Origin of the sequence: Mesorhizobium sp. B2-4-1, assembly GCF_006442185.1 — a bacterium.
In the GTDB taxonomy this organism is placed as follows: domain Bacteria; phylum Pseudomonadota; class Alphaproteobacteria; order Rhizobiales; family Rhizobiaceae; genus Mesorhizobium.
Genome location: NZ_VFVN01000006.1, coordinates 349,157 through 366,846 on the forward strand (window position 1 = coordinate 349,157; position 17,690 = coordinate 366,846).

The following is a 17,690-nucleotide window of genomic DNA, read 5'->3' on the forward strand; positions in this document are numbered from 1 at the left end:
TCCAATCTTATTCGGCCGCTTGCGCCATGGGCGGCAAGGCGGGTTCGGCAGTTGGTTCGGAATGCAGGGAAGCGGGCTCGTCGCCGCCGCGGCGTTCGCGCAGCTGTTCGATGACCGCATAGAAGACCGGCACGAACACCAGCGACAGGATGGTCGCCGCCACCATGCCGCCGAAGACGGTGGTGCCGATCGATTGACGGCTGGCAGCACCGGCGCCGGTCGCGAACATCAGCGGCAGCACGCCCAGGATGAAGGCGAAGGCCGTCATCAGGATCGGCCGCAGCCTCAGCCGTGCCGCTTCCATCGCCGCTTCGACGATGCTGAGCCCTTCTTCGCGCCGTCGCCGGGCGAACTCGACGATCAGGATGGCGTTCTTCGCCGCCAGGCCGATCAGCATGACGAAGCCGATCTGCGAGTAGACGTCGATCTGCATGCCGCGCACCCACAGCACCACGAACGCGCCGAACAAGGCGAGCGGCACTGCCAGCAGCACCATGAACGGCATCGCCCAGCTCTCATATTGCGCCGCCAGGATCAGGAAGACGAAGACGATGGCGAGGCCGAAGACGACCGACGCAATCGATCCCGCCTTGAGCTCCTGGAAGGTGATGCCGGTCCATTCGAAGCCGAAATCCCTTGGTAGAGCCGTGGCGGCGGCCCGTTCCATGGCGGCGACCGCCTGGCCCGACGAATAGCCGGGCGCGGCGCCGCCATTGATCGAGGCCGAGGCGTTGTTGTTGTAGTGCGGCACCGTTTCCGGGCCGACGAACGGCACCAGCTTGCCCAGCGTGCTGAGCGGCACCATGCCGCCGGAGGCATTGCGCACATAGAGCCGCGAAATGTCGGCCGCACCCGCGCGTGCATCCTTGTCGGCCTGGATGGTCACCCGGAAGGTGCGGCCGAACAGGTTGAAGTCGTTGACGTAGAGCGAGCCGAGATAGATCTGCAGCGTGTTGAAGACGTCAGGCAGGTTGAGCCCGAGCAGCTTCGCCTTGGCGCGGTCGAGGTCGTAGTTGAACTGCGGCGTCGAGGTCGAGAATGGCGAGAAAAGCTGCTGGGGGTTGATTTCCGGCTGCTTGCGCGCCTCGGCGATCACGGCTTGCGTCGCGTCGTTGAGCGCGGTGCTGCCGCGGCCGGTAAGGTCCTCGACGACGAATTCGAAGCCGCCCGTGGTGCCGATACCCGGGATCGAGGGCGGATCGAAGGAGAGCGCGAACGCCTCCGGGATCTGCATCAGCTTGCCGCGCACGTCGGCGACGAGCTTGGAGGCGCTCTGGTCGGGACCGCGCTCCTCCCACGGCTTGAGGATGGCGAATTCGACCGCGGAATTCGACTGCGCCGCGCTGGTCAGGAAGTTCAGGCCGCTGATCGAGCCGACGATGTCGACGCCGGGCGTCGCCTGCAGGATGTCGCGCGCCTTCTGCGCCACCGCGTCGGTGCGTTCCAGCGAAGCGCCGTCGGGCAACTGGATGACGACGAAGAAATAGCCCTGGTCCTCGACCGGAAGGAAGGTCGAGGGAAGCTTCGCCCAGACGAAATAGGTGGCGACCAGCCCGGCTGCGAACAGGCCGAGCATGATCCAGCGCAAACGGATGAGGATGCGCACGCCATTGGCATAGGCATGCGACAGCCTGTCAAAGCCCGTATTGAACCAGCGGAACAGCACGAATTGCGTGCCTTGGCGATGGCGCAGGAAGGCGGCGCTCAGCGCCGGGCTCAGGGTCAGCGAATTGAAGGCGGAAATGCCGACCGAGATCGCCACCGTCAGCGCGAACTGGTTGTAGAGGCGTCCCGAAACGCCGGGGATGAAGGCGACCGGCACGAAGACGGCCATCAGCACCGCTGTCGTGGCGATGATCGGACCGGTGACTTCGGCCATGGCGGCCTTGGTAGCCGCCAACGGTTTCAGCCCGGCCTCGAGCTGTCGTTCGACATTCTCGACCACCACGATGGCGTCGTCGACGACAAGGCCGATCGCCAGCACCATGCCGAGCAGGGAGAGCATGTTGAGCGAGAAGCCCATCATCTCCATGACGACGAGCGTCGCTACCAGCGACACCGGGATGGCGATCGTCGGAATGATTGTGGTGCGCCAGCTTTGCAGGAAGATGAAAACCACGGCGACGACGAGGACCAGAGCCTCGCCGAGCGTGATCAGCACGTCATGCATGGAGGCCGAGACGAAGCGCGTCGTGTCGTAGTGCATGGCATAGCTGACGCCCTTGGGGAAGCGGGCGGACAGCTCCTGCATCTTGTCCTTGACGCGCTGCTGCAAATCGAGCGCGTTGGAGCCGGGCATCTGGTAGACGGCGAGCACCACGGTCGGGTCCTTGCCGAAAAAGGCCGACGACGAATATTGCAGGGCGCCGAGTTCGATGCGGGCGACGTCGCGCAGCCGCACCAGCGAACCGGTGGTGGTGTTGGCGCGCACGACGATGTCGCCGAACTCCTTGGGATCGCTCAACCGGCCGACGGCATTGACCTGCATCTCGAAAGCGGTGCCGGCAGGCGCCGGAGACTGGCCGATCTTGCCGGCGGCCACCTGGACGTTCTGCTCGGCAATGGCGTTCTGGACGTCGACAGCGGTGATGCCGAGATTGGCGAGCTTGTCCGGATCGAGCCAGACGCGCATCGAATAGCGCCGCTCGCCGAATATCTGCACGTCACCGACACCGGGCAGCCGCTTCAGCGGGTCGACCACTTGCAGATAGGCAAGGTTCGACAGCGCCACCGGATCGACGGAACCGTCGGGCGAGGTGAGATTGACGATGAGGACAAAGTTCGGATTCTGCTTCTTGATCGTCACGCCGCCCTGATTGACGATCGCCGGCAGCGACGAGGCAGCCTGCGAGACGCGGTTCTGGACGTCGACGGCGGCGGTGCTCAGGGAATAGCCGACATCGAAGGTGATGGTGATCGTCGAGGAACCGTCATTGGAGCTGGTCGACGACATGTAGGTCATGCCTTGCACGCCGTTGATCTGCTGCTCCAGCGGCGTCGTCACAGTGTCGGCGACCACCTGCGCGCTGGCTCCCGGATAGTGGGCGCTGACCACGACCTGCGGCGGTGTGATGTCGGGAAACTGCGAGACGGGCAGCAGGAAATAACAAATCGTCCCGGCGAGCACCATGATGATGGCGATCGCCGAGGCGAAGATCGGGCGGTGAATGAAGAAGTTTACCACGACACGCACGCCTCTCCGGCTGCTCTTGCCCTGCCGAACGCAGTGGCAACCCTGGACAGCCTCTGGCCGCGTCCGAACTCTTCCGACGAACGGAGCAACGGCACCTCGCCGCGCTGCGAACCGGCAAGCGTGCGCAGCATTGTTTCGAAAGCGCGCGGATCGACCCCGTCGGCTTTCATGACCAGCCGGATCATCGGATCCCGAACGGCTTCATCTATGGTAAGATCGCGGCGCTGTGGCATTGGCCGGCTCCTTGTCTGTCGATTCGCAGCCCATGCTCGCGAACCGTTTTTCATCTCTTCACCGGCCGGAGCCGCATGAAATGCAATTTTTCGCCCGCCCCGATCTGGCCGGACCAGATCACGGTCTTGTTATTGACGGCGGACGCCACAGGTGTTACCAGTAAGTAACATTCTGGAAGTTACAGACCGGTAACACCCTAGTCAAGAGGTGGCCGAGGGATTTTTGGAAACGAAAGGAGATCAATGATGACAGACGGCGTCGTGGAGCGTCCTCGTCCCCGGGATCGGATCCTGGAGACGGCGCGCGACATGTTCCACAAGCACGGCATCAAGGGCGTCGGCGTCGACGCCATCACCGAGGCTGCCGGCACGAACAAGATGACGCTCTACCGTCATTTCGAATCCAAGGACGATCTGATCATCGAATGCCTGCGCGCCACCGCATCAAAGGCCGGCGCGATGTGGGACGCATTCGAAGCCGAGCATCCGGGCGACAAGCTCGCGCAACTGCATGCCTGGGTTCGCAAGGCGGCCGAGATGCTTACGGCCGATTGCCGGGGCTGCGACATGGCCAACGCCGCGGTTGAGCTGACTGAACCCGACCATCCGGCCAGGCGCGTGATCAAGGAACTCAAGGAAGCCCAGCGCGAGCGCCTGGTGGCGCTCTGCCGGGGCGCCGGCATCGGCCAGGCCGAACTTCTGGCCGATACGCTTTCGCTGCTGTGCGAAGGCGCGCGCGTGAGCGTGCAGACCGTTGGCACCGAAGGTCCCAGCGCGCAATTGGTGCGCATGGCGGAAGGGTTGATCCAGTCCTTCAGGGGCGGAGCCGCCGCGGGCTGATCCATCGGCAAGGCTCATTGGCGCCGGACAGCGCGTGCGCTTCCGGTCTGCCGTGGCTTTGATGTTGCGTGGATTCCCTGCCGTTCCCGGAAATGTCCGGCATGCAATAAAAAAGCCCGCTGCCGGGAGGAGGTGGCAGCGGGCTCGATTTCGAATGTGGTGCGGGAGGAGGTGCACCCCACTCAGCGCCGGCATCGCATCTGGGAGGAGTAGATGGCCGACAACCAGAAGCTATGAGTTGCCCAATGATTCGGCAATCGTGAATCGTGCATAGCAGCTGTGCAGATTCGCCGTATCGCTCGCGACGTGACCGGAAGGCCTCGCGGGCCGCGTCACTGCACCGGGACGTTTTCCCGGAAGATCAGCCGCGGCTCGATGAATTTCCGCGTCAGGTAGGGCGCCGATGATGCGATCGAGCCAAGCAGGCGGATGACCGATTGCTCGGCGATCAGCCTGGCATTCTGGTCGATGACGACGTCGGCCAGATCGTCGACGAGATAGCCGCGCGTTTCCCTCGTCAGGTCGTGACAGATGAATACCGGTTTGCGGTTGGGCCTGGCCTCCCGGATGGCCTTGGCAACGCCGGAGCGTCCGGCTCCAATGCAATAGATGCCGAGCAGTTCCGGCTCGTTGCGCAGCGCCTTCATGGTTTCGGCATAGCTGGCATCGGTCTCGTCGTTGATCTCGACGGCGCTGCTGACGCTCAGGTTGGGGAACTCCTCGCCGAGCACGGAGCGGAAACCCATCTCACGTTCCTCATGGCCGCGATAGGAGCGCGAGCCGACCACCATCGCCAACTGGCCCTCGCGGTCGCCGAGGAAGCGCCCCATCAGGAGTGCGGCGGTCCGTCCCGCCACCCGGTTGTCTATGCCGACATAGGCCGAGCGTGGTGCGGCCGGAATATCGGACACCAGCGTCACCAGGCGAATGCCGGCCTCGACGATGTCGCGCAGGATGTTGCGCGTCCTGGGATGATCGACGGCGATGACGCCGACGCCGTTGGCTTTCAGCGACAGGTTTTCGACGGCGGTCTGCAAAGCGTTCGGCGAGATTCCGGCGAGGTTGTGGATCCGGCACGAGGCAACGAGCGGCAGGCGCGAGGTATAATCCTCGATATGCATGGCCAGATCCTGCATGAAGGCGTTGCTGCCGATCGGCAGGAAGAATTCCAGATTGGCCGGCCGCGAGGGGAGCGTTACCTGATCGGCGACCGGCAGATAGCCGAGCTGCTTGGCGGCCTCCATGACGCGCTGCCGGTTGGCCGCGCTGACCCCCTTCCGGTTGTTGAGCACCCTGTCGACCGTCGCCGTCGACAGTTCGCAGTTCCTGGCGATGTCAGAGACGGTGGCTTTCATGCCGCAACCCTATTGCCGATGCGATGGCACGCCAGACGGCCGATTTGAGCGGCGCCGATCGCGCCCATCGCCCGGACGCCCATTCTGCTGTTTCGCAGGGATGTTGCCCTCGTCCTCAATGCGATCCCTTGCCATCGGCGATGGCGTCGCGGATCTCCTTGTCCGACATGCCGGTGATGACGCGTTCAACCTCCGCCACGCTGGTCGTCTTGGGGTCGATGTCCCCGGCCACCACCTTGCCGCGCCGCATGACGACGATGCGGTCCACCACCTGGAAGACATGGTGGATGTTGTGCGCGATGAAGATGCAGGAATGGCCGGAATCGCGCGCGCTGCGCACGAAGCTCAGCACGCCCTGGGTTTCGGCGACGCCAAGATTGTTGGTCGGTTCGTCGAGGATGATGAGATCGCTGTCGAAATGCATGGCGCGCGCGATCGCCACCGCCTGGCGCTCGCCGCCGGAGAGCGAGCCGATCGGCGTGGTCGGCGGAATGTTCTTGGAAATGCCGACCTGCTTGAGCAGGTCGCGGGCGACCGTGTTCATCGCCTCCTGGTCCATGCGGTTGAGGAAGCGCGGCGGCTTGATCGGCTCGCGCCCGAGGAACAAATTGCGGGCGATCGACAGTTGGGTGACCAGCGCCGAATCCTGGTAGATGGTCTCTATGCCGTTGGCGATGGCGTCGCTGGTGTTGCGCAGGTTCACCTTCTTGCCGCGGATGAAGATGTCGCCGCTGGTCAGCGGCACCGCGCCCGACAGCACTTTGATCAGCGTCGACTTGCCGGCGCCATTGTCGCCGAGCAGGCCGACGATCTCGCGCTCGTTGACATGGAAATTGGCGTCCACCAGCGCCTGCACGCGCCCGTAGGACTTGCGGATGTTCTGCATGCGGATCAGTGGCTCGGCCATGGTTCACGTCCCTGCCTGATGCCGGCGTTCCAGCCATGAATGAAGCGCCATCATGCCAAGGATGATCGCGCCGATGAAGATGTTGTAGGCAAGGCCGGGCACGCCGATCAGCACGATGCCGTTGCGCATGACGCGCAGGATCAGGATGCCGAGCACGGTGCCGATGATGGTGCCGCGCCCGCCCGTCAGCGCCGTGCCGCCGATCACCACCATGGCGATGACCTCGAGTTCGTAGCCGGTGCCGCTGTTGGGGTTGGCCGCCGAGGTGCGCAGCGAGGAGATGACGCCTGCAAGCGAGGCCATGACCGAGGACAGCACGAACAGGCCGATCTTGACGCGGCTGACATTGACGCCGCGCGCCCTCGCAGCGTTCGGGTTGCCGCCGGCGGCCTGGATCCAGTTGCCGGTGCGGCTTTGCGTCAGCACATAGCCCAGCGCGATGGCCGCGGCGATGAACCAGAACAGCGACATGTAGATGCGGAACGGGCCGATGAAGAAATCGCCGACCAGCGCCTCCGCCAGCCAACTGCCCTCGGCGCTCCAGGTGCGCTGCGGAAAGCCGTCGGTGACGAACAGCGCGGTGCCGCGCACCACCAGGAGCATGCCGAGCGTGACCAGAAAGGACGGGATCTTGAGCTGCGTGACGAACCAGCCATTGACCAGGCCGATGAAGGCGGCGACCAGCAGCGCGAGGACGAAGCCCATCTCCAGCGAGGTGAGGCCGCTGTTGAACAGCGTCCACATCAGCACCGGCGAGAAGCCGAACAGCGAGCCGACCGAAAGGTCGAATTCGCCCGACGTCATCAGCAACGTCATCGCCAGCGCGATCAGCCCGAGCTCGACCGTGAAGGCCAACGTGTTGGAGATGTTCTGGGGTGACAGGAAGTCGTGGTTGAAACCCCAGAAGACGGCGATCTCGACGACGAGCAGCACGAAGGGGCCGAATTCCGGCCGCGCGATCAGGCCTTGGACAAGCGAACGATTTTCCACGTGTAACCCGCGACTGGTTGGAATGGGCCGGACCATCGGGCCGCATCAAACGGCTCGATACCAGGCGAAAGGGCGGGACGCCGCACGCCCGGTGGACGCGCGGCGCTGGAGATCAGGGGCTATTTGCCGGACAGGATTTTGTCGTAGATCTCGGCGGTGTCTTTCTCATAGAGCGCGCCGGTGATGACGTTGAAGCCCGGGGGAATGCCGCTGGCGGCCATGTTGGCGAGCGACAGCGCGACATAACTGGTCGCCTGCGGATCCTGCCACTGGCCGGCATTGACGTAGCCGTTCAGCACTTCCTGGGTGGTGTCGAGCGAGTTGCCCCAGCCGACGACGGGGATTTCGCCGGGCTTGACGCCGACTTGGTCGAACACGCGTTTGATCGAGCCGGTGACGAGGTCGCCAAGGCCGATGATCGCCTTCACCTTAGCCTTGTTGGCGGTGAGATAGTCGACCATGCGGTTGATCACCTCGGCCTGGTCGAGCGTCGCCTCGGTCACCTCATAGGTGATGCCGAGCGGCTCGAACACGCTCTTGATGCCTTCCTCTTCCTGCACGCCGTAGGTGGCGCCGGGAATCTCGACAGGCATCCAGACGAAGTCGCCCTTCTTCACCAGGCCCTTGTCGACCAGATACTGCGCCCAGTGCTTGCCGAAGGTGACATTATCGCCGCCGACATAGGCGTTGAAATTGGCCTTGGGATCGGGCGTGTTGAAATTGATGATCGGAATGTTGGCCGCGCGGGCTTCCTTGACGATCTCGACAAGGCTGCCCGGATCGGGGCTGGTGGTGGTGATGCCGTCGGCCTTGGCCGAGATCGCGGCCCGCACCGCCTCCTGCTGCGAGGCGACGTCGCCATTGTGGAACGAGGTGTTGACGGTATTGCCGGTGTCCTTGGCCCATTGCTTGGCGCCGGCAAGGAAGTATGTCCAGACCGGATCGGCCGGGCCGCCATGTGAAATCCAGTAGAACGTCTTGGCCTGCGCCGCCGCCGGAATGACCGTCAGCGCGACCAGCAGGCCGTATAGAACCACTCTTAGCCGTGTCAGCATTTGATTTCCTCCCGTTTGAAACTGATCAGTTCGAAACCGCCCTCTTGATCGGGCAAGACCGCGTCCTCCCCGCCAACGTCGTGTTGGATGATCAGAGCATCCTCTTTTTCGACAAATGGCAAGCCTCCGCCCGTCAGTCGTAGTCGGCGCCTGACGGGGCGCCATCAGCGGTCCCATCAGATTGCATCAGTTCGGATGATTTTCCGCGGCAGGTGATACCGGCCTCGAGGGTCGCCGGAGCGATGATTGACCGCCCTCGGGTGAACCCAGAGCTAGAGGAGGCCGGCCCTGGCAAGATCGCGCATCAGATGGCTGGCGCCGTAGGTCCAGTGCGGGCAGTCCGGCGACAGTCGCACCCGGTTGACCAGCGCGCCGAATTTCTCCGACGAGATGGTGACGATGTCGCCGACCTTATGGGTGAAACCCTTGCCCTTCTCGCCGCGGTCCTTCGAAGGCACGAACATGGTGCCGAGATAGAGCGCCAGGCCGTCCGGGTACTGGTGATGCGGGCCCATGGCGGCCGCTACGAGCTCTTCGGGAGAGCGGCTGATCTCGGCCATCGAGCTCGCGCCCTCCAGCGAGAACCCGTCCTCACCTTCCACTTTCAGCCGGACCACGGCCCGCTTTACGTCGTCGATGGAGAACGTGCCGTCGAACAGGCGGATGAAGGGGCCGAGCGAGGCGGAGGCGTTGTTGTCCTTGGCCTTGCCGAGCAGCAGCGCGGAGCGCCCTTCGACATCGCGCAGATTGACGTCGTTGCCGATGGTGGCGCCGAGGATCCTGCCGCTTGAGGCGGCGATCATGGCGATCTCCGGCTCCGGATTGTTCCAGGTAGAGACGGGATGCAGGCCGACATCGGCGCCGAAACCGACCGAGGCCATCGGCTGGCATTTGGTGAAGATCTCGGCGTCGGGGCCGATGCCCACTTCCAGATATTGCGACCAGGCGCCGCGTGCGATGAGCTTGGCCTTGATCTCCATCGCTTCCGGCGAACCGGGCTTGAGCTTGGACAGATCGTGGCCGATCAGCCCGGCAATGTCGGCGCGGATGGCGTCGGCCTTTTCCGCCGAACCGCGCGCCTGTTCCTCGATGACGCGTTCCAGCAGGCTGACGACGAAGGTGACGCCCGAGGCCTTGATCGCCTGCAGGTCGACGGGGGAGATGAGATAGGGCCTTGCCGGATCACGCGCGGCCTCGAAACTGTTGGCCGCGATATCATCGAGCGAGCCGATCGGCTTGCCCTTGGCCGAGCGCACATAACCGGGCGGATCGGCCATCTCGCAGATATCGCGCACGGTCGGCGCCGTGCTCGACGTGATGTCGAAGACGGTGCCATCACGCACCGTGACCACCAGGGGATGCGCGGCGTCGCTGCTTCTGGCGCGCCCGACAAAAAGGCCTTCGGCGGGCAGATGCATCGGGTTTGTCATGCGTGCGGTCCTCTGATCATCAAAAATGCGGCTCGCTGGTTCGGCGCGGCACTTTCACCGGATTCCTGTCAAAGGTCTATCCCGTTTGTGGTGAGCCAGGCGCCATGTCTGCCGGCGTCGTCGGCGATTGGCGTACCGCAAGGAAGCACTCCTTCGGGGGTTGAATGCATGCGGCGGTGCGGGAGTCCCGACGCCTGCGTCATTTTTCCGGCTTGCACATGTTCTCGTTTTGTTCTAATATGCCCAACCTGAGTCAATGGGCGGACGAAATCAGTGAGTGGGCAACCCGCATTCGGAACCGCGAAGAACGGCCAGGCCTTTTTCCGATGGGAACAGGCCGGGAAGCATTTCCACCGGCTGTTCTTTGCCATCCTCGTCGGCAGCGCGATTGCTGGTCGTCTCGCGCGAAAGGCCATTGCCTTGAACCGTGAGTTCGGATTGCAAGGCTGGCTGGTTCCGGAAAATCACATCCACATCTCGCTTGTCGGCCTCGGCGACCATGAGGAGTACCCGCAGGAGTTGGCAGAGGCCGCCTGTCATATCGGATCGATGATCGTTGCAAAGCCCTTCGAGGTCTCGTTCGATCGCCTGTCGGCTTTTGGCGGTGGTGCACTGGTCCTGCGCGGCAGCGATGGCAATCCGTCGCTGCAGAAGTTCTGGCGTGACCTGACGGCGGTGATCTCGGACAGCCCGCTAAAACCCTTTCTCACCAGGTCCATCGAACCGCATGTTACATTGCTTCGTGATGAAGTGGGCGTCCCCAGCATTCGCGAGCGGTCGATCGACCCGATCGGCTGGACTGTCCGGGATTTTGTGCTGATCCACAGTCTCATTGGGAAGGGCGCCTACAAGCAGCCCGGACGTTGGCGGCTGACCGGCCAGGACGATGCACTGCCCGCCATGTGAGAGCCTGCATCGTCCTCGCATAGTCCGCGCGGTCCATCATCCTGACATGGCATGTCAGCTACCAGACGGCACGACGATGGCAGGCCGCCAACCTTTCCCTATTTGCAATGCGTCTGAACAGGAGGAACACATGACCAACACGGAAATTGCCAAGGATTTCACGGAGCTTCTCAAGCGCGGTGACTACGAAAGTGCTGCCGAGAAATACAATGCCGACGACATCGTCAGCTATGAGGCCATGGAGGGGCCGATGGCCGTCTGCCGCGGCAAGGACGCCGTCAAGCAGAAAGGCCAGTGGTGGCAGGAAAACAACGAAGTCCATGGCGGCTCGGTCGAGGGCCCTTATGTCAACGGCGACCAGTTCGCCGTACGCTTTACATTTGACATAACGCCCAAGGCCACGGGCCAGCGTGTCACCATGGACGAGGTTGGCCTGTACACGGTCAAGAACGGCAAGATTGCCGAAGAGCGCTTCTATTATTGAGACGGGTTTTCGGCTGTCGGCACATTTCGCCGCATCCTGAGCGGCCAGGATCATGTCCTGGCCGCTATCCGACCTGATGCACATCGTCGTCACGGATGGGCGACCGCGCGCCCGCCATTGAATAAACTTACTCTTCGATGGTTCTGCCGGGCCGCTGGCAAAGCGCGCCGGGGCTGCTTAATCTGCGGCCAGATTCGAAGTCCGGAAGGCACCTGTTTTGACGATCACCATGTACGGCATCACCACCTGCGACACGATCAGGAAGGCCCGCGTCTGGCTGGAGGGCCACGACGTGCCTTACCGGTTCCACGACTATCGGGCGGAAGGCATCGAGGCGGGCAGGCTGGATGGCTGGGTCCGCAAGGTCGGCTGGGAAAAGCTGCTCAATAAGGGCAGCACCACGTTCCGCGAGTTGCCGGACAAGGATAAGCCGGGCCTGGATGAAAAGAAGGCCAAGGCACTGATGCTGGCCAAGCCGACGATGATCAAACGGCCTGTGCTCGAGGTTGGCGACCGCATCCTGGTCGGGTTCAAGCCGGATGTTTATGAGGCGGCGGTGGTCGGGAAGTAGGGCGCGGTACACTCTCAGTTCGTCATCCTAGGGCGGAGCAGGGAGCGAAGCGACGCGGCGCAGACCCTAGGATCCATGCCGTGACTTTTGGGCGTCGCAGCCGTGCTGATTCTGCTCCGTTGCATTTCCGGACGGACGTCACGGCATGGATCCTCGGGTCAAGCCCGAGGATGACTAAGGGACAGGTCACTGTCCTCTCAGATACCCCGCCAGTGCCACGGCATTGTTGTGCGCCTCGTCATGGGCGCCGTAGAGCAGCGTCACCTTGCCGTCGCGGAGCAGGGCGCGCAGTTGCGCCACGGCCTCGCCATTGCCTTCCAGTTCGGCACGATACCGCTTCTGGAACTCGGCCCATCGTTCGGGCTCGTGCCCGAACCACTTGCGCAAGTCGGTGCTCGGCGCGATGTCCTTCAGCCATAGCGCCAGCGCGGCATGCTCCTTGCTGACGCCACGTGGCCAGACACGATCGACCAGGACCCGCTGCCCGTCATCGGGCGAGGGTGGTTCATACACCCGTTTGACCGCGATCTCGAAGGTCATCCGCTCTCCTTCGTGCGCTCCCGTCAGGCCCACTCGCCCTTGCGCATGACCGGCACGCGACTGCCGTCCCTGCCGACGCCGTCGATGTCGATCTTGTCCGAGCCGATCATCCAGTCGATGTGGATGAAGCTCTTGTTGCCACCGCGCTCCGCGATCTCGGCCTGGCTGAGCGAGGCGCCGTCGACGAAGCACTTCGAATAGCACTGGCCGAGCGCGATGTGGCAGGCGGCGTTTTCGTCGAACAGCGTGTTGAAGAACAACAGGCCGCTCGCCGAGATCGGCGAGGAATGCGGCACCAGCGCCACTTCGCCAAGCCGGCGTGCGCCCTCGTCGGTGTCCAGCACTTTCTTCAGCACGTCCTCGCCCTTCGAAGCCTTCGCCTCGACGATCCTGCCGCCCTCGAAACGCACCGAGATCTCGTCGATCAGCGTGCCCTGGTAGGAGAGCGGCTTGGTCGATGAAACATGGCCTTCAACCCGCCGCGCATGCGGCGTGGTGAAGACCTCCTCGGTCGGGATGTTGGGATTGCAGGTGACGCCGTTCTTGGCGGTGGAGGCGCCGCCCATCCACTCATGGCCGTCGGCCAGCCCGACCGTCAGGTCGGTGCCCGGCCCGGTGAAATGAAGCGCATGGAAAGCATGGCCGTTGAGCCATTCGGTGCGGCTGCGAAGGGCGGCATTGTGCGCCTTCCAGTTGCCGATCGGATCTTCCACGTCCACCCGCGAGGCGGCAAAGATGGCGTCGGCGAGCTTGGCCACCGCAACGTCGTCGGCATCATCGGGGAAGACCTGCTTGGCCCAGGCGAGATCGGGATAGGCGACGATGTTCCAGTTGATGTCGAAGCCGGTGATCTTTTCCAGCGCCGGCTGGTAGGCCATCGAATTGGCCTTGTTGGCGCGCGCCACGTTCGCCGGGTCCTGCGCCGACAGGAGCGAAGGATCTTCGCCGCGCACGGCAAGTCGCGCCGCATTGTTGGAGAAGGCTTTGGCCATGCCTTCATAGAGCCAGCCGGCGGCGCGGTCGAAGCCGGCGTCGGCGCCATAGCGAAAGCGCGCCAGCGTGATCTCGTCATCGTTGAAGATCGGCGTCACCAGCCCCGCGCCGGCCTTGTAGGCATGCTCGACGATGCGCCGGGTCAGCGGCAGCGCGGCGATGGAGGAGGTCAGCACCAGGTCCTGCCCGGGCTGCAATTGCAGCCCCACCTTGATGGCGACTTCCGCCAGCCTGTCGAGCTTCACCCGGTCGATCGTTGCGGAAACGCCGCGCGAATGTGTGGTCATGATCCTGCCTGCCGTAGTTTGATGTCGGACTCTACATAGACCGGCGCCACGGTGCTTTCCACCGTGATCGCATCGCTCGTGCCCGTCTTCGCGGAGCCGAACCGCGCCATCGTCGCCTCGATCTCTTCCCTGATCCAGAGCTTGAAATCCCGGACCTTGCGGCTTTCGGCCTTGGCGGCGGAGGTCACCAGCCAATAGCCAAGCCCGCTCTGGGCGCGGATCCCGAACGGCGCGACGAGCCGCCCGTCCGCCAGCGCGTCGGCGGCGAGCAACTGCCAGCCCAGCATCACGCCATGGCCGGCAATCGCCGATTCCAGGCAAAGCATCGGATCGGTGAAGCGAGCGCCCTTCAGGAAGGTGACGGGTTCGACACCGGCCGCGGCGAACCAGCTTTCCCAGTTGATCATCGCCCGTTCGTCGGTGATCGCGCAGGTCTGGGCAAGGTCTTCGATCGATTTCAGTTTCTTCGCTATCGAGGGTGCGCAGACCGGGAACACCTCTTGTGCCAAAAGCAACTCCGCCTTGCCGCCCGGCCATTTGCCGTCGCCGAGCCGGATGGCGATATCGATATCGGAATGGTCGAGGTCGGCCAGCCGCACCGAGGCGTCGATGCGCAACAGCACGTTGGGATGCCGGGTGAAGTGATGCGACAGCCGCGGCAGCAGCCATTTCGAGGCGAATGCCGGCGCCACGGAAACCACCAGCGTGCATTGGCGCGCCTCGTCGGCCAGCGCCACGGCCTGGGTGAGCTCGCGGAAACCCGCGCCGAGGCGCATCGCGAACATGGCGCCGAATTCCGTCAGGACCAGCCCCTTGGCCGTTCGCTCGAACACGGCCTGGCCGAGCTGCTGTTCCGCGCGCTTTATCTGCTGGCTGACGGCGCTGGCCGAAACGTTGAGTTCGCCGGCGGCCGCGGCGAGCGAACCGAGGCGGGCAACGGTCTCCACGGCGCGAAGGCCGTTGAGGTGGACGCGGTTGAGCATGGCCATTGAGTTTTTCTAAACCAGCGGGGCTGAAATCTCAATTGAAAGTGATGCCGAAAACGCAGACTTTCACGGGACAGGCCTGCGGAGGCTGACATGTTGAGGCTGTTATCGTCGCTCAAGATAGTATTCCCTGTGCACGAGCCGCCATACGGTGGCGAAGCGGTCGCCTGGCTGGCCGATCCGCTTGCGCATCCCGTGCTCGACGCCATGTCGGAGCGTGAGCTCGGCGACATACCGTTCCGGCTGACGGCGCGACGCACCGCCCACGAGACGGCGCAAGCGGGCTGCCGCTGATTGGTGCTGACGGTCCGGCGCCTGGCCCAACGCAAGCACGTTGTGTCGCCGGTCTTCGCACTTATTGTGCACCGCGATGACATCCGCCACCTCAACAGCGCTGCGGTTCGCTTTCGCCGGCATGATCGCCATGGCTGTCGCCATGGGCATTGGTCGTTTCGTCTATACGCCGATCCTGCCCGGCATGATGGAAGAACTCCATCTGTCGGCGGCCGATGCGGGCTGGATCGCGTCGGCCAATTATCTCGGCTACCTCGCCGGCGCCTTTGCCGCGGCGGGCGGCTGGGCGCATGGGCGCGAGCGCCTGCTGATGCTGGCCGGCCTCGGCGCCAGCGCCTTGCTTGCCGCGCTGATGGGGCTGTCGGATACGATCGCCGCGTTTCTCGTCATCCGCTTTCTTGCAGGCCTGGCCAGCGCCTTTGTCATGGTGTTCCTGGCCAGCATTGTTTTCAGCCATCTTGCTGCGGCCGGCCGCAGCGATCTGCAGGCGTGGCATTTCGGCGGCGTCGGCCTCGGCATCGCCCTGTCCTCGGTGCTGATGGCGGCCCTGGTCAGCGAACATGCCGGCTGGGCGGCGGGCTGGCTGTGGTCGGCGGCGATCTCGGCTTGTGGCTTCGTCGTCGTGGCGCTGCTGGTGGACAGCGGTCCGCTGGCCAGCGGCGATACCGGCCGCGAGCCGGCGCTGCCAAAAGACCGCTCGCTGACCAAGGTGATCGTCGCTTACGGCTTGTTCGGCTTCGGCTACGTGGTAACGGCGACCTTCCTTGTCGCCATTGTCCGGCAAGGCGGCGGCGGACGCGTGTTCGAGGCGGTGGTCTGGATGGTCACCGGTCTTGCCGGCTTTCCCTCGGTCTGGCTCTGGCAGAAGATATCGGCACGGATCGGCCTTTACACGACCTATGCGCTGGGATGTTTCGTCGAAGTCGTCGGCATTGTCGCAAGCGTCGCGGCAGGCGGGCGCACCGGGCCGCTGCTCGGCGGCCTGCTCGTTGGCGGCACGTTCATTGCCATCACCGCGATCGGCCTGCAGACCGCGCGGCAACTGGCGCCACAAGCTCCCCGGCGGACCTTCGCCTTGATGACGGCTTCGTTCGGTCTTGGCCAGATCATCGGCCCGATTGCCGCCGGGCTCCTGGCGCAGGCGTCGGGCGATTTCTTCCTTGCCTCGATCGCCGCCGCGGCCGTTCTGGTCGCCTCCGGCGTCATCATATGGTCGGCCGCGCCAAAATCGCCATGATTGTGGGTTTGCTCGGTGCCGGGCATCGGGCATGGGCATTTTCTTTCCCCCTAATGTGTGACTTTATGCCCGCTGAACTCAGCTGATTTGCGCAAAAACCGAGGAATTCGCCACAGTGTTCGTATCCTTCTTCCCGCAGCCGAAGCTGTTTTTCTCTTCGGCCGCCGTCTGGAGCCTTGCGGCGATCCTGTTCTGGTTTTTCGGGGGTGAGCAACTGGGCGCCGTCTTCGGCCTGCCGCCGGCAGCAGCCGGTGCACCGCCCATTATCGGCATCGCCGTCCTCGTCTCGAAGCCGTTTCTCTGGTTCTACATCTACTTCGCGTTCTGCGTGGTCGCTTTCTATGCGTTCTGGAGCTGGTATTCGCCGCATCCGTGGCAACGCTGGTCGATCCTGATGACGGCGGTCATCCTGTTCTTCATCTATTTCAATGTGCAGGTCAGCGTCGCCGTCAACGCCTGGTACGGGCCCTTCTTCGACTATGTGCAGGGGCTGATGTCGGGCACCGGAAAATCGACCAACGCCGAATTCTACATTGGGCTGGCCGATTTCTCGTGGCTTGCGCTGGTCGGCATGAACGTGCAGGTGGTCAACGCCTTCATCGTCAGCCATTGGATCTTCCGCTGGCGCACGGCGATGAACAACTATTTCGTCGAGAACTGGGGCAGGCTGCGCCACATCGAGGGCGCCTCGCAACGTATCCAGGAGGACACGATGCGGTTTTCCCAGATCATGGAAGATCTGGGTTCCAGCTTCGTCCAGTCGATCATGACGCTGATCGCCTTCCTGCCGGTCATGATCCAGTTGCAGGCCCATATAACCGAGTTGCCGATCATCGGCGCGATCCCCCAGCCATTGGTGGTCGCGGCACTGGCCTGGTGTCTGTTCGGAACGATTTCGGTCATGATTGCCGGCATGAAGCTTCCAGGGCTGCAGTTCCGCAACCAGCGCGTGGAGGCGGCCTACCGCAAGGAGCTCGTTTACGGCGAGGATCATGCCGACCGGGCCCAGCCCGCCACCACCGCCGCGCTGTTCGCCAATGTTCGCCACAATTATTTCCGGCTGTATTTCCACTACATCTATTTCAATGTCGTCCGGTACACCTACCTGCAGGCCGACAATATTTTCTCGCTGCTGATCCTCGGGCCGTCGCTGGTCGCCCACAAGATAACGTTCGGCGCGCTGAACCAGATTTCGAATGCATTCGGCAAGGTGACAGGTTCCTTGCAGTTCCTGCTCACCTCCTGGTCGACCATCGTCGAACTGCAATCGGTGCATAAGCGCCTGCGCGCCTTCGAGGCGACGCTGCAGGGCGAGCCGCTGCCGGAAATCGACCAGCGCTATCTGGCGCGGCAAGGCGCCGAGGATCCCGCTTAAGTCAGGAAAGACCT

At 63.6% G+C, this 17,690-nt stretch carries 17 protein-coding genes; 7 read left to right on the forward strand and 10 right to left on the reverse strand.

The genetic code is table 11. From position 1 onward, the window contains the following. Positions 1–7: 7 nt before the first annotated feature. Together FJ949_RS18085 and FJ949_RS18090 are read right to left on the reverse strand one after the other, a co-directional pair. Positions 8–3,184, reverse strand: coding sequence for a multidrug efflux RND transporter permease subunit (locus FJ949_RS18085; protein WP_140498120.1), 3,177 nt, complete (start codon positions 3,182–3,184; stop codon positions 8–10). Then, positions 3,178–3,426 carry a hypothetical protein gene (locus FJ949_RS18090; RefSeq protein WP_140497921.1) on the reverse strand — a complete coding sequence of 83 codons (249 nt, stop codon included), beginning with the start codon at positions 3,424–3,426 and terminating at the stop codon, positions 3,178–3,180. Before FJ949_RS18090 ends, FJ949_RS18085 begins: the two co-directional genes overlap by 7 nt. Positions 3,427–3,672: 246 nt before the next feature. Between FJ949_RS18090 and FJ949_RS18095 the strand changes: the two genes are divergently transcribed. Then, the gene (locus FJ949_RS18095; RefSeq protein WP_140497923.1) at positions 3,673–4,266 is read left to right on the forward strand and encodes a TetR/AcrR family transcriptional regulator; all 594 of its coding nucleotides are present in this window, start codon (positions 3,673–3,675) and stop codon (positions 4,264–4,266) included. A 332-nt stretch (positions 4,267–4,598) separates the two neighbouring features. Here FJ949_RS18095 and FJ949_RS18105 read toward each other — a convergent pair whose 3' ends face one another. The 5 genes from FJ949_RS18105 to FJ949_RS18125 form a co-directional block, all read right to left on the reverse strand. Then, complete coding sequence (locus FJ949_RS18105; RefSeq protein ID WP_140497925.1) at positions 4,599–5,621, reverse strand: LacI family DNA-binding transcriptional regulator; 1,023 nt, start codon at positions 5,619–5,621, stop codon at positions 4,599–4,601. Positions 5,622–5,736: 115 nt separating this feature from the next. Continuing rightward, the gene (locus FJ949_RS18110) at positions 5,737–6,528 is read right to left on the reverse strand and encodes an ATP-binding cassette domain-containing protein (protein ID WP_140497927.1); all 792 of its coding nucleotides are present in this window, start codon (positions 6,526–6,528) and stop codon (positions 5,737–5,739) included. A gap of 3 nt (positions 6,529–6,531) precedes the next feature. After that, positions 6,532–7,518 carry an ABC transporter permease gene (locus tag FJ949_RS18115; protein WP_140497929.1) on the reverse strand — a complete coding sequence of 329 codons (987 nt, stop codon included), beginning with the start codon at positions 7,516–7,518 and terminating at the stop codon, positions 6,532–6,534. A gap of 119 nt (positions 7,519–7,637) precedes the next feature. Next, positions 7,638–8,573 (reverse strand): substrate-binding domain-containing protein, encoded by a 936-nt coding sequence (locus tag FJ949_RS18120; protein ID WP_140497931.1) that lies wholly within the window; start codon positions 8,571–8,573, stop codon positions 7,638–7,640. Positions 8,574–8,845: 272 nt separating this feature from the next. Continuing rightward, the gene (locus tag FJ949_RS18125) at positions 8,846–10,003 is read right to left on the reverse strand and encodes a fumarylacetoacetate hydrolase family protein (protein WP_140497933.1); all 1,158 of its coding nucleotides are present in this window, start codon (positions 10,001–10,003) and stop codon (positions 8,846–8,848) included. Between the two features lie 273 nt (positions 10,004–10,276). Here FJ949_RS18125 and FJ949_RS18130 point away from each other — a divergent pair, with 273 nt between their 5' ends. From FJ949_RS18130 to FJ949_RS18140, 3 genes are all read left to right on the forward strand, one after another. After that, complete coding sequence (locus FJ949_RS18130) at positions 10,277–10,909, forward strand: 2'-5' RNA ligase family protein (RefSeq protein WP_140497935.1); 633 nt, start codon at positions 10,277–10,279, stop codon at positions 10,907–10,909. Positions 10,910–11,039: 130 nt separating this feature from the next. Then, a complete protein-coding gene (locus FJ949_RS18135) occupies positions 11,040–11,393 on the forward strand; it encodes a nuclear transport factor 2 family protein (protein ID WP_140497937.1) in 354 nt (117 codons plus the stop codon). A gap of 217 nt (positions 11,394–11,610) precedes the next feature. Further along, positions 11,611–11,964 carry an ArsC family reductase gene (locus FJ949_RS18140; protein ID WP_140497939.1) on the forward strand — a complete coding sequence of 118 codons (354 nt, stop codon included), beginning with the start codon at positions 11,611–11,613 and terminating at the stop codon, positions 11,962–11,964. A gap of 186 nt (positions 11,965–12,150) precedes the next feature. On the opposite strand, the gene FJ949_RS18145 is transcribed toward FJ949_RS18140, so the two are convergent. Genes FJ949_RS18145 through FJ949_RS18155 form a run of 3 tightly spaced genes read right to left on the reverse strand, consistent with a single transcriptional unit; the run spans position 12,151 to position 14,773 of the window. Next, entirely contained in the window at positions 12,151–12,504 is a 354-nt protein-coding gene (locus FJ949_RS18145; protein ID WP_140497941.1) for a DUF488 domain-containing protein, read from the reverse strand. Positions 12,505–12,527: 23 nt separating this feature from the next. Then, complete coding sequence (locus tag FJ949_RS18150; RefSeq protein ID WP_140497942.1) at positions 12,528–13,784, reverse strand: aminopeptidase; 1,257 nt, start codon at positions 13,782–13,784, stop codon at positions 12,528–12,530. Next, positions 13,781–14,773, reverse strand: coding sequence for a LysR substrate-binding domain-containing protein (locus tag FJ949_RS18155; protein WP_140497944.1), 993 nt, complete (start codon positions 14,771–14,773; stop codon positions 13,781–13,783). The genes FJ949_RS18150 and FJ949_RS18155 overlap by 4 nt, the downstream gene beginning before the upstream one ends. A 90-nt stretch (positions 14,774–14,863) precedes the next feature. Here FJ949_RS18155 and FJ949_RS18160 point away from each other — a divergent pair, with 90 nt between their 5' ends. The 3 genes from FJ949_RS18160 (at position 14,864) to sbmA (ending at position 17,676) form a co-directional block, all read left to right on the forward strand. Beyond that, positions 14,864–15,064, forward strand: a complete 201-nt coding sequence (locus FJ949_RS18160; RefSeq protein ID WP_140497946.1) for a hypothetical protein — start codon at positions 14,864–14,866, stop codon at positions 15,062–15,064. Between the two features lie 76 nt (positions 15,065–15,140). Then, on the forward strand, positions 15,141–16,301 hold the full coding sequence (locus tag FJ949_RS18165; RefSeq protein ID WP_140497948.1) for a YbfB/YjiJ family MFS transporter: 1,161 nt from the start codon (positions 15,141–15,143) through the stop codon (positions 16,299–16,301). A 115-nt stretch (positions 16,302–16,416) separates the two neighbouring features. Next, entirely contained in the window at positions 16,417–17,676 is a 1,260-nt protein-coding gene (gene sbmA / locus FJ949_RS18170; RefSeq protein ID WP_140497950.1) for a peptide antibiotic transporter SbmA, read from the forward strand. The last annotated feature ends 14 nt before the right edge of the window (positions 17,677–17,690 follow it).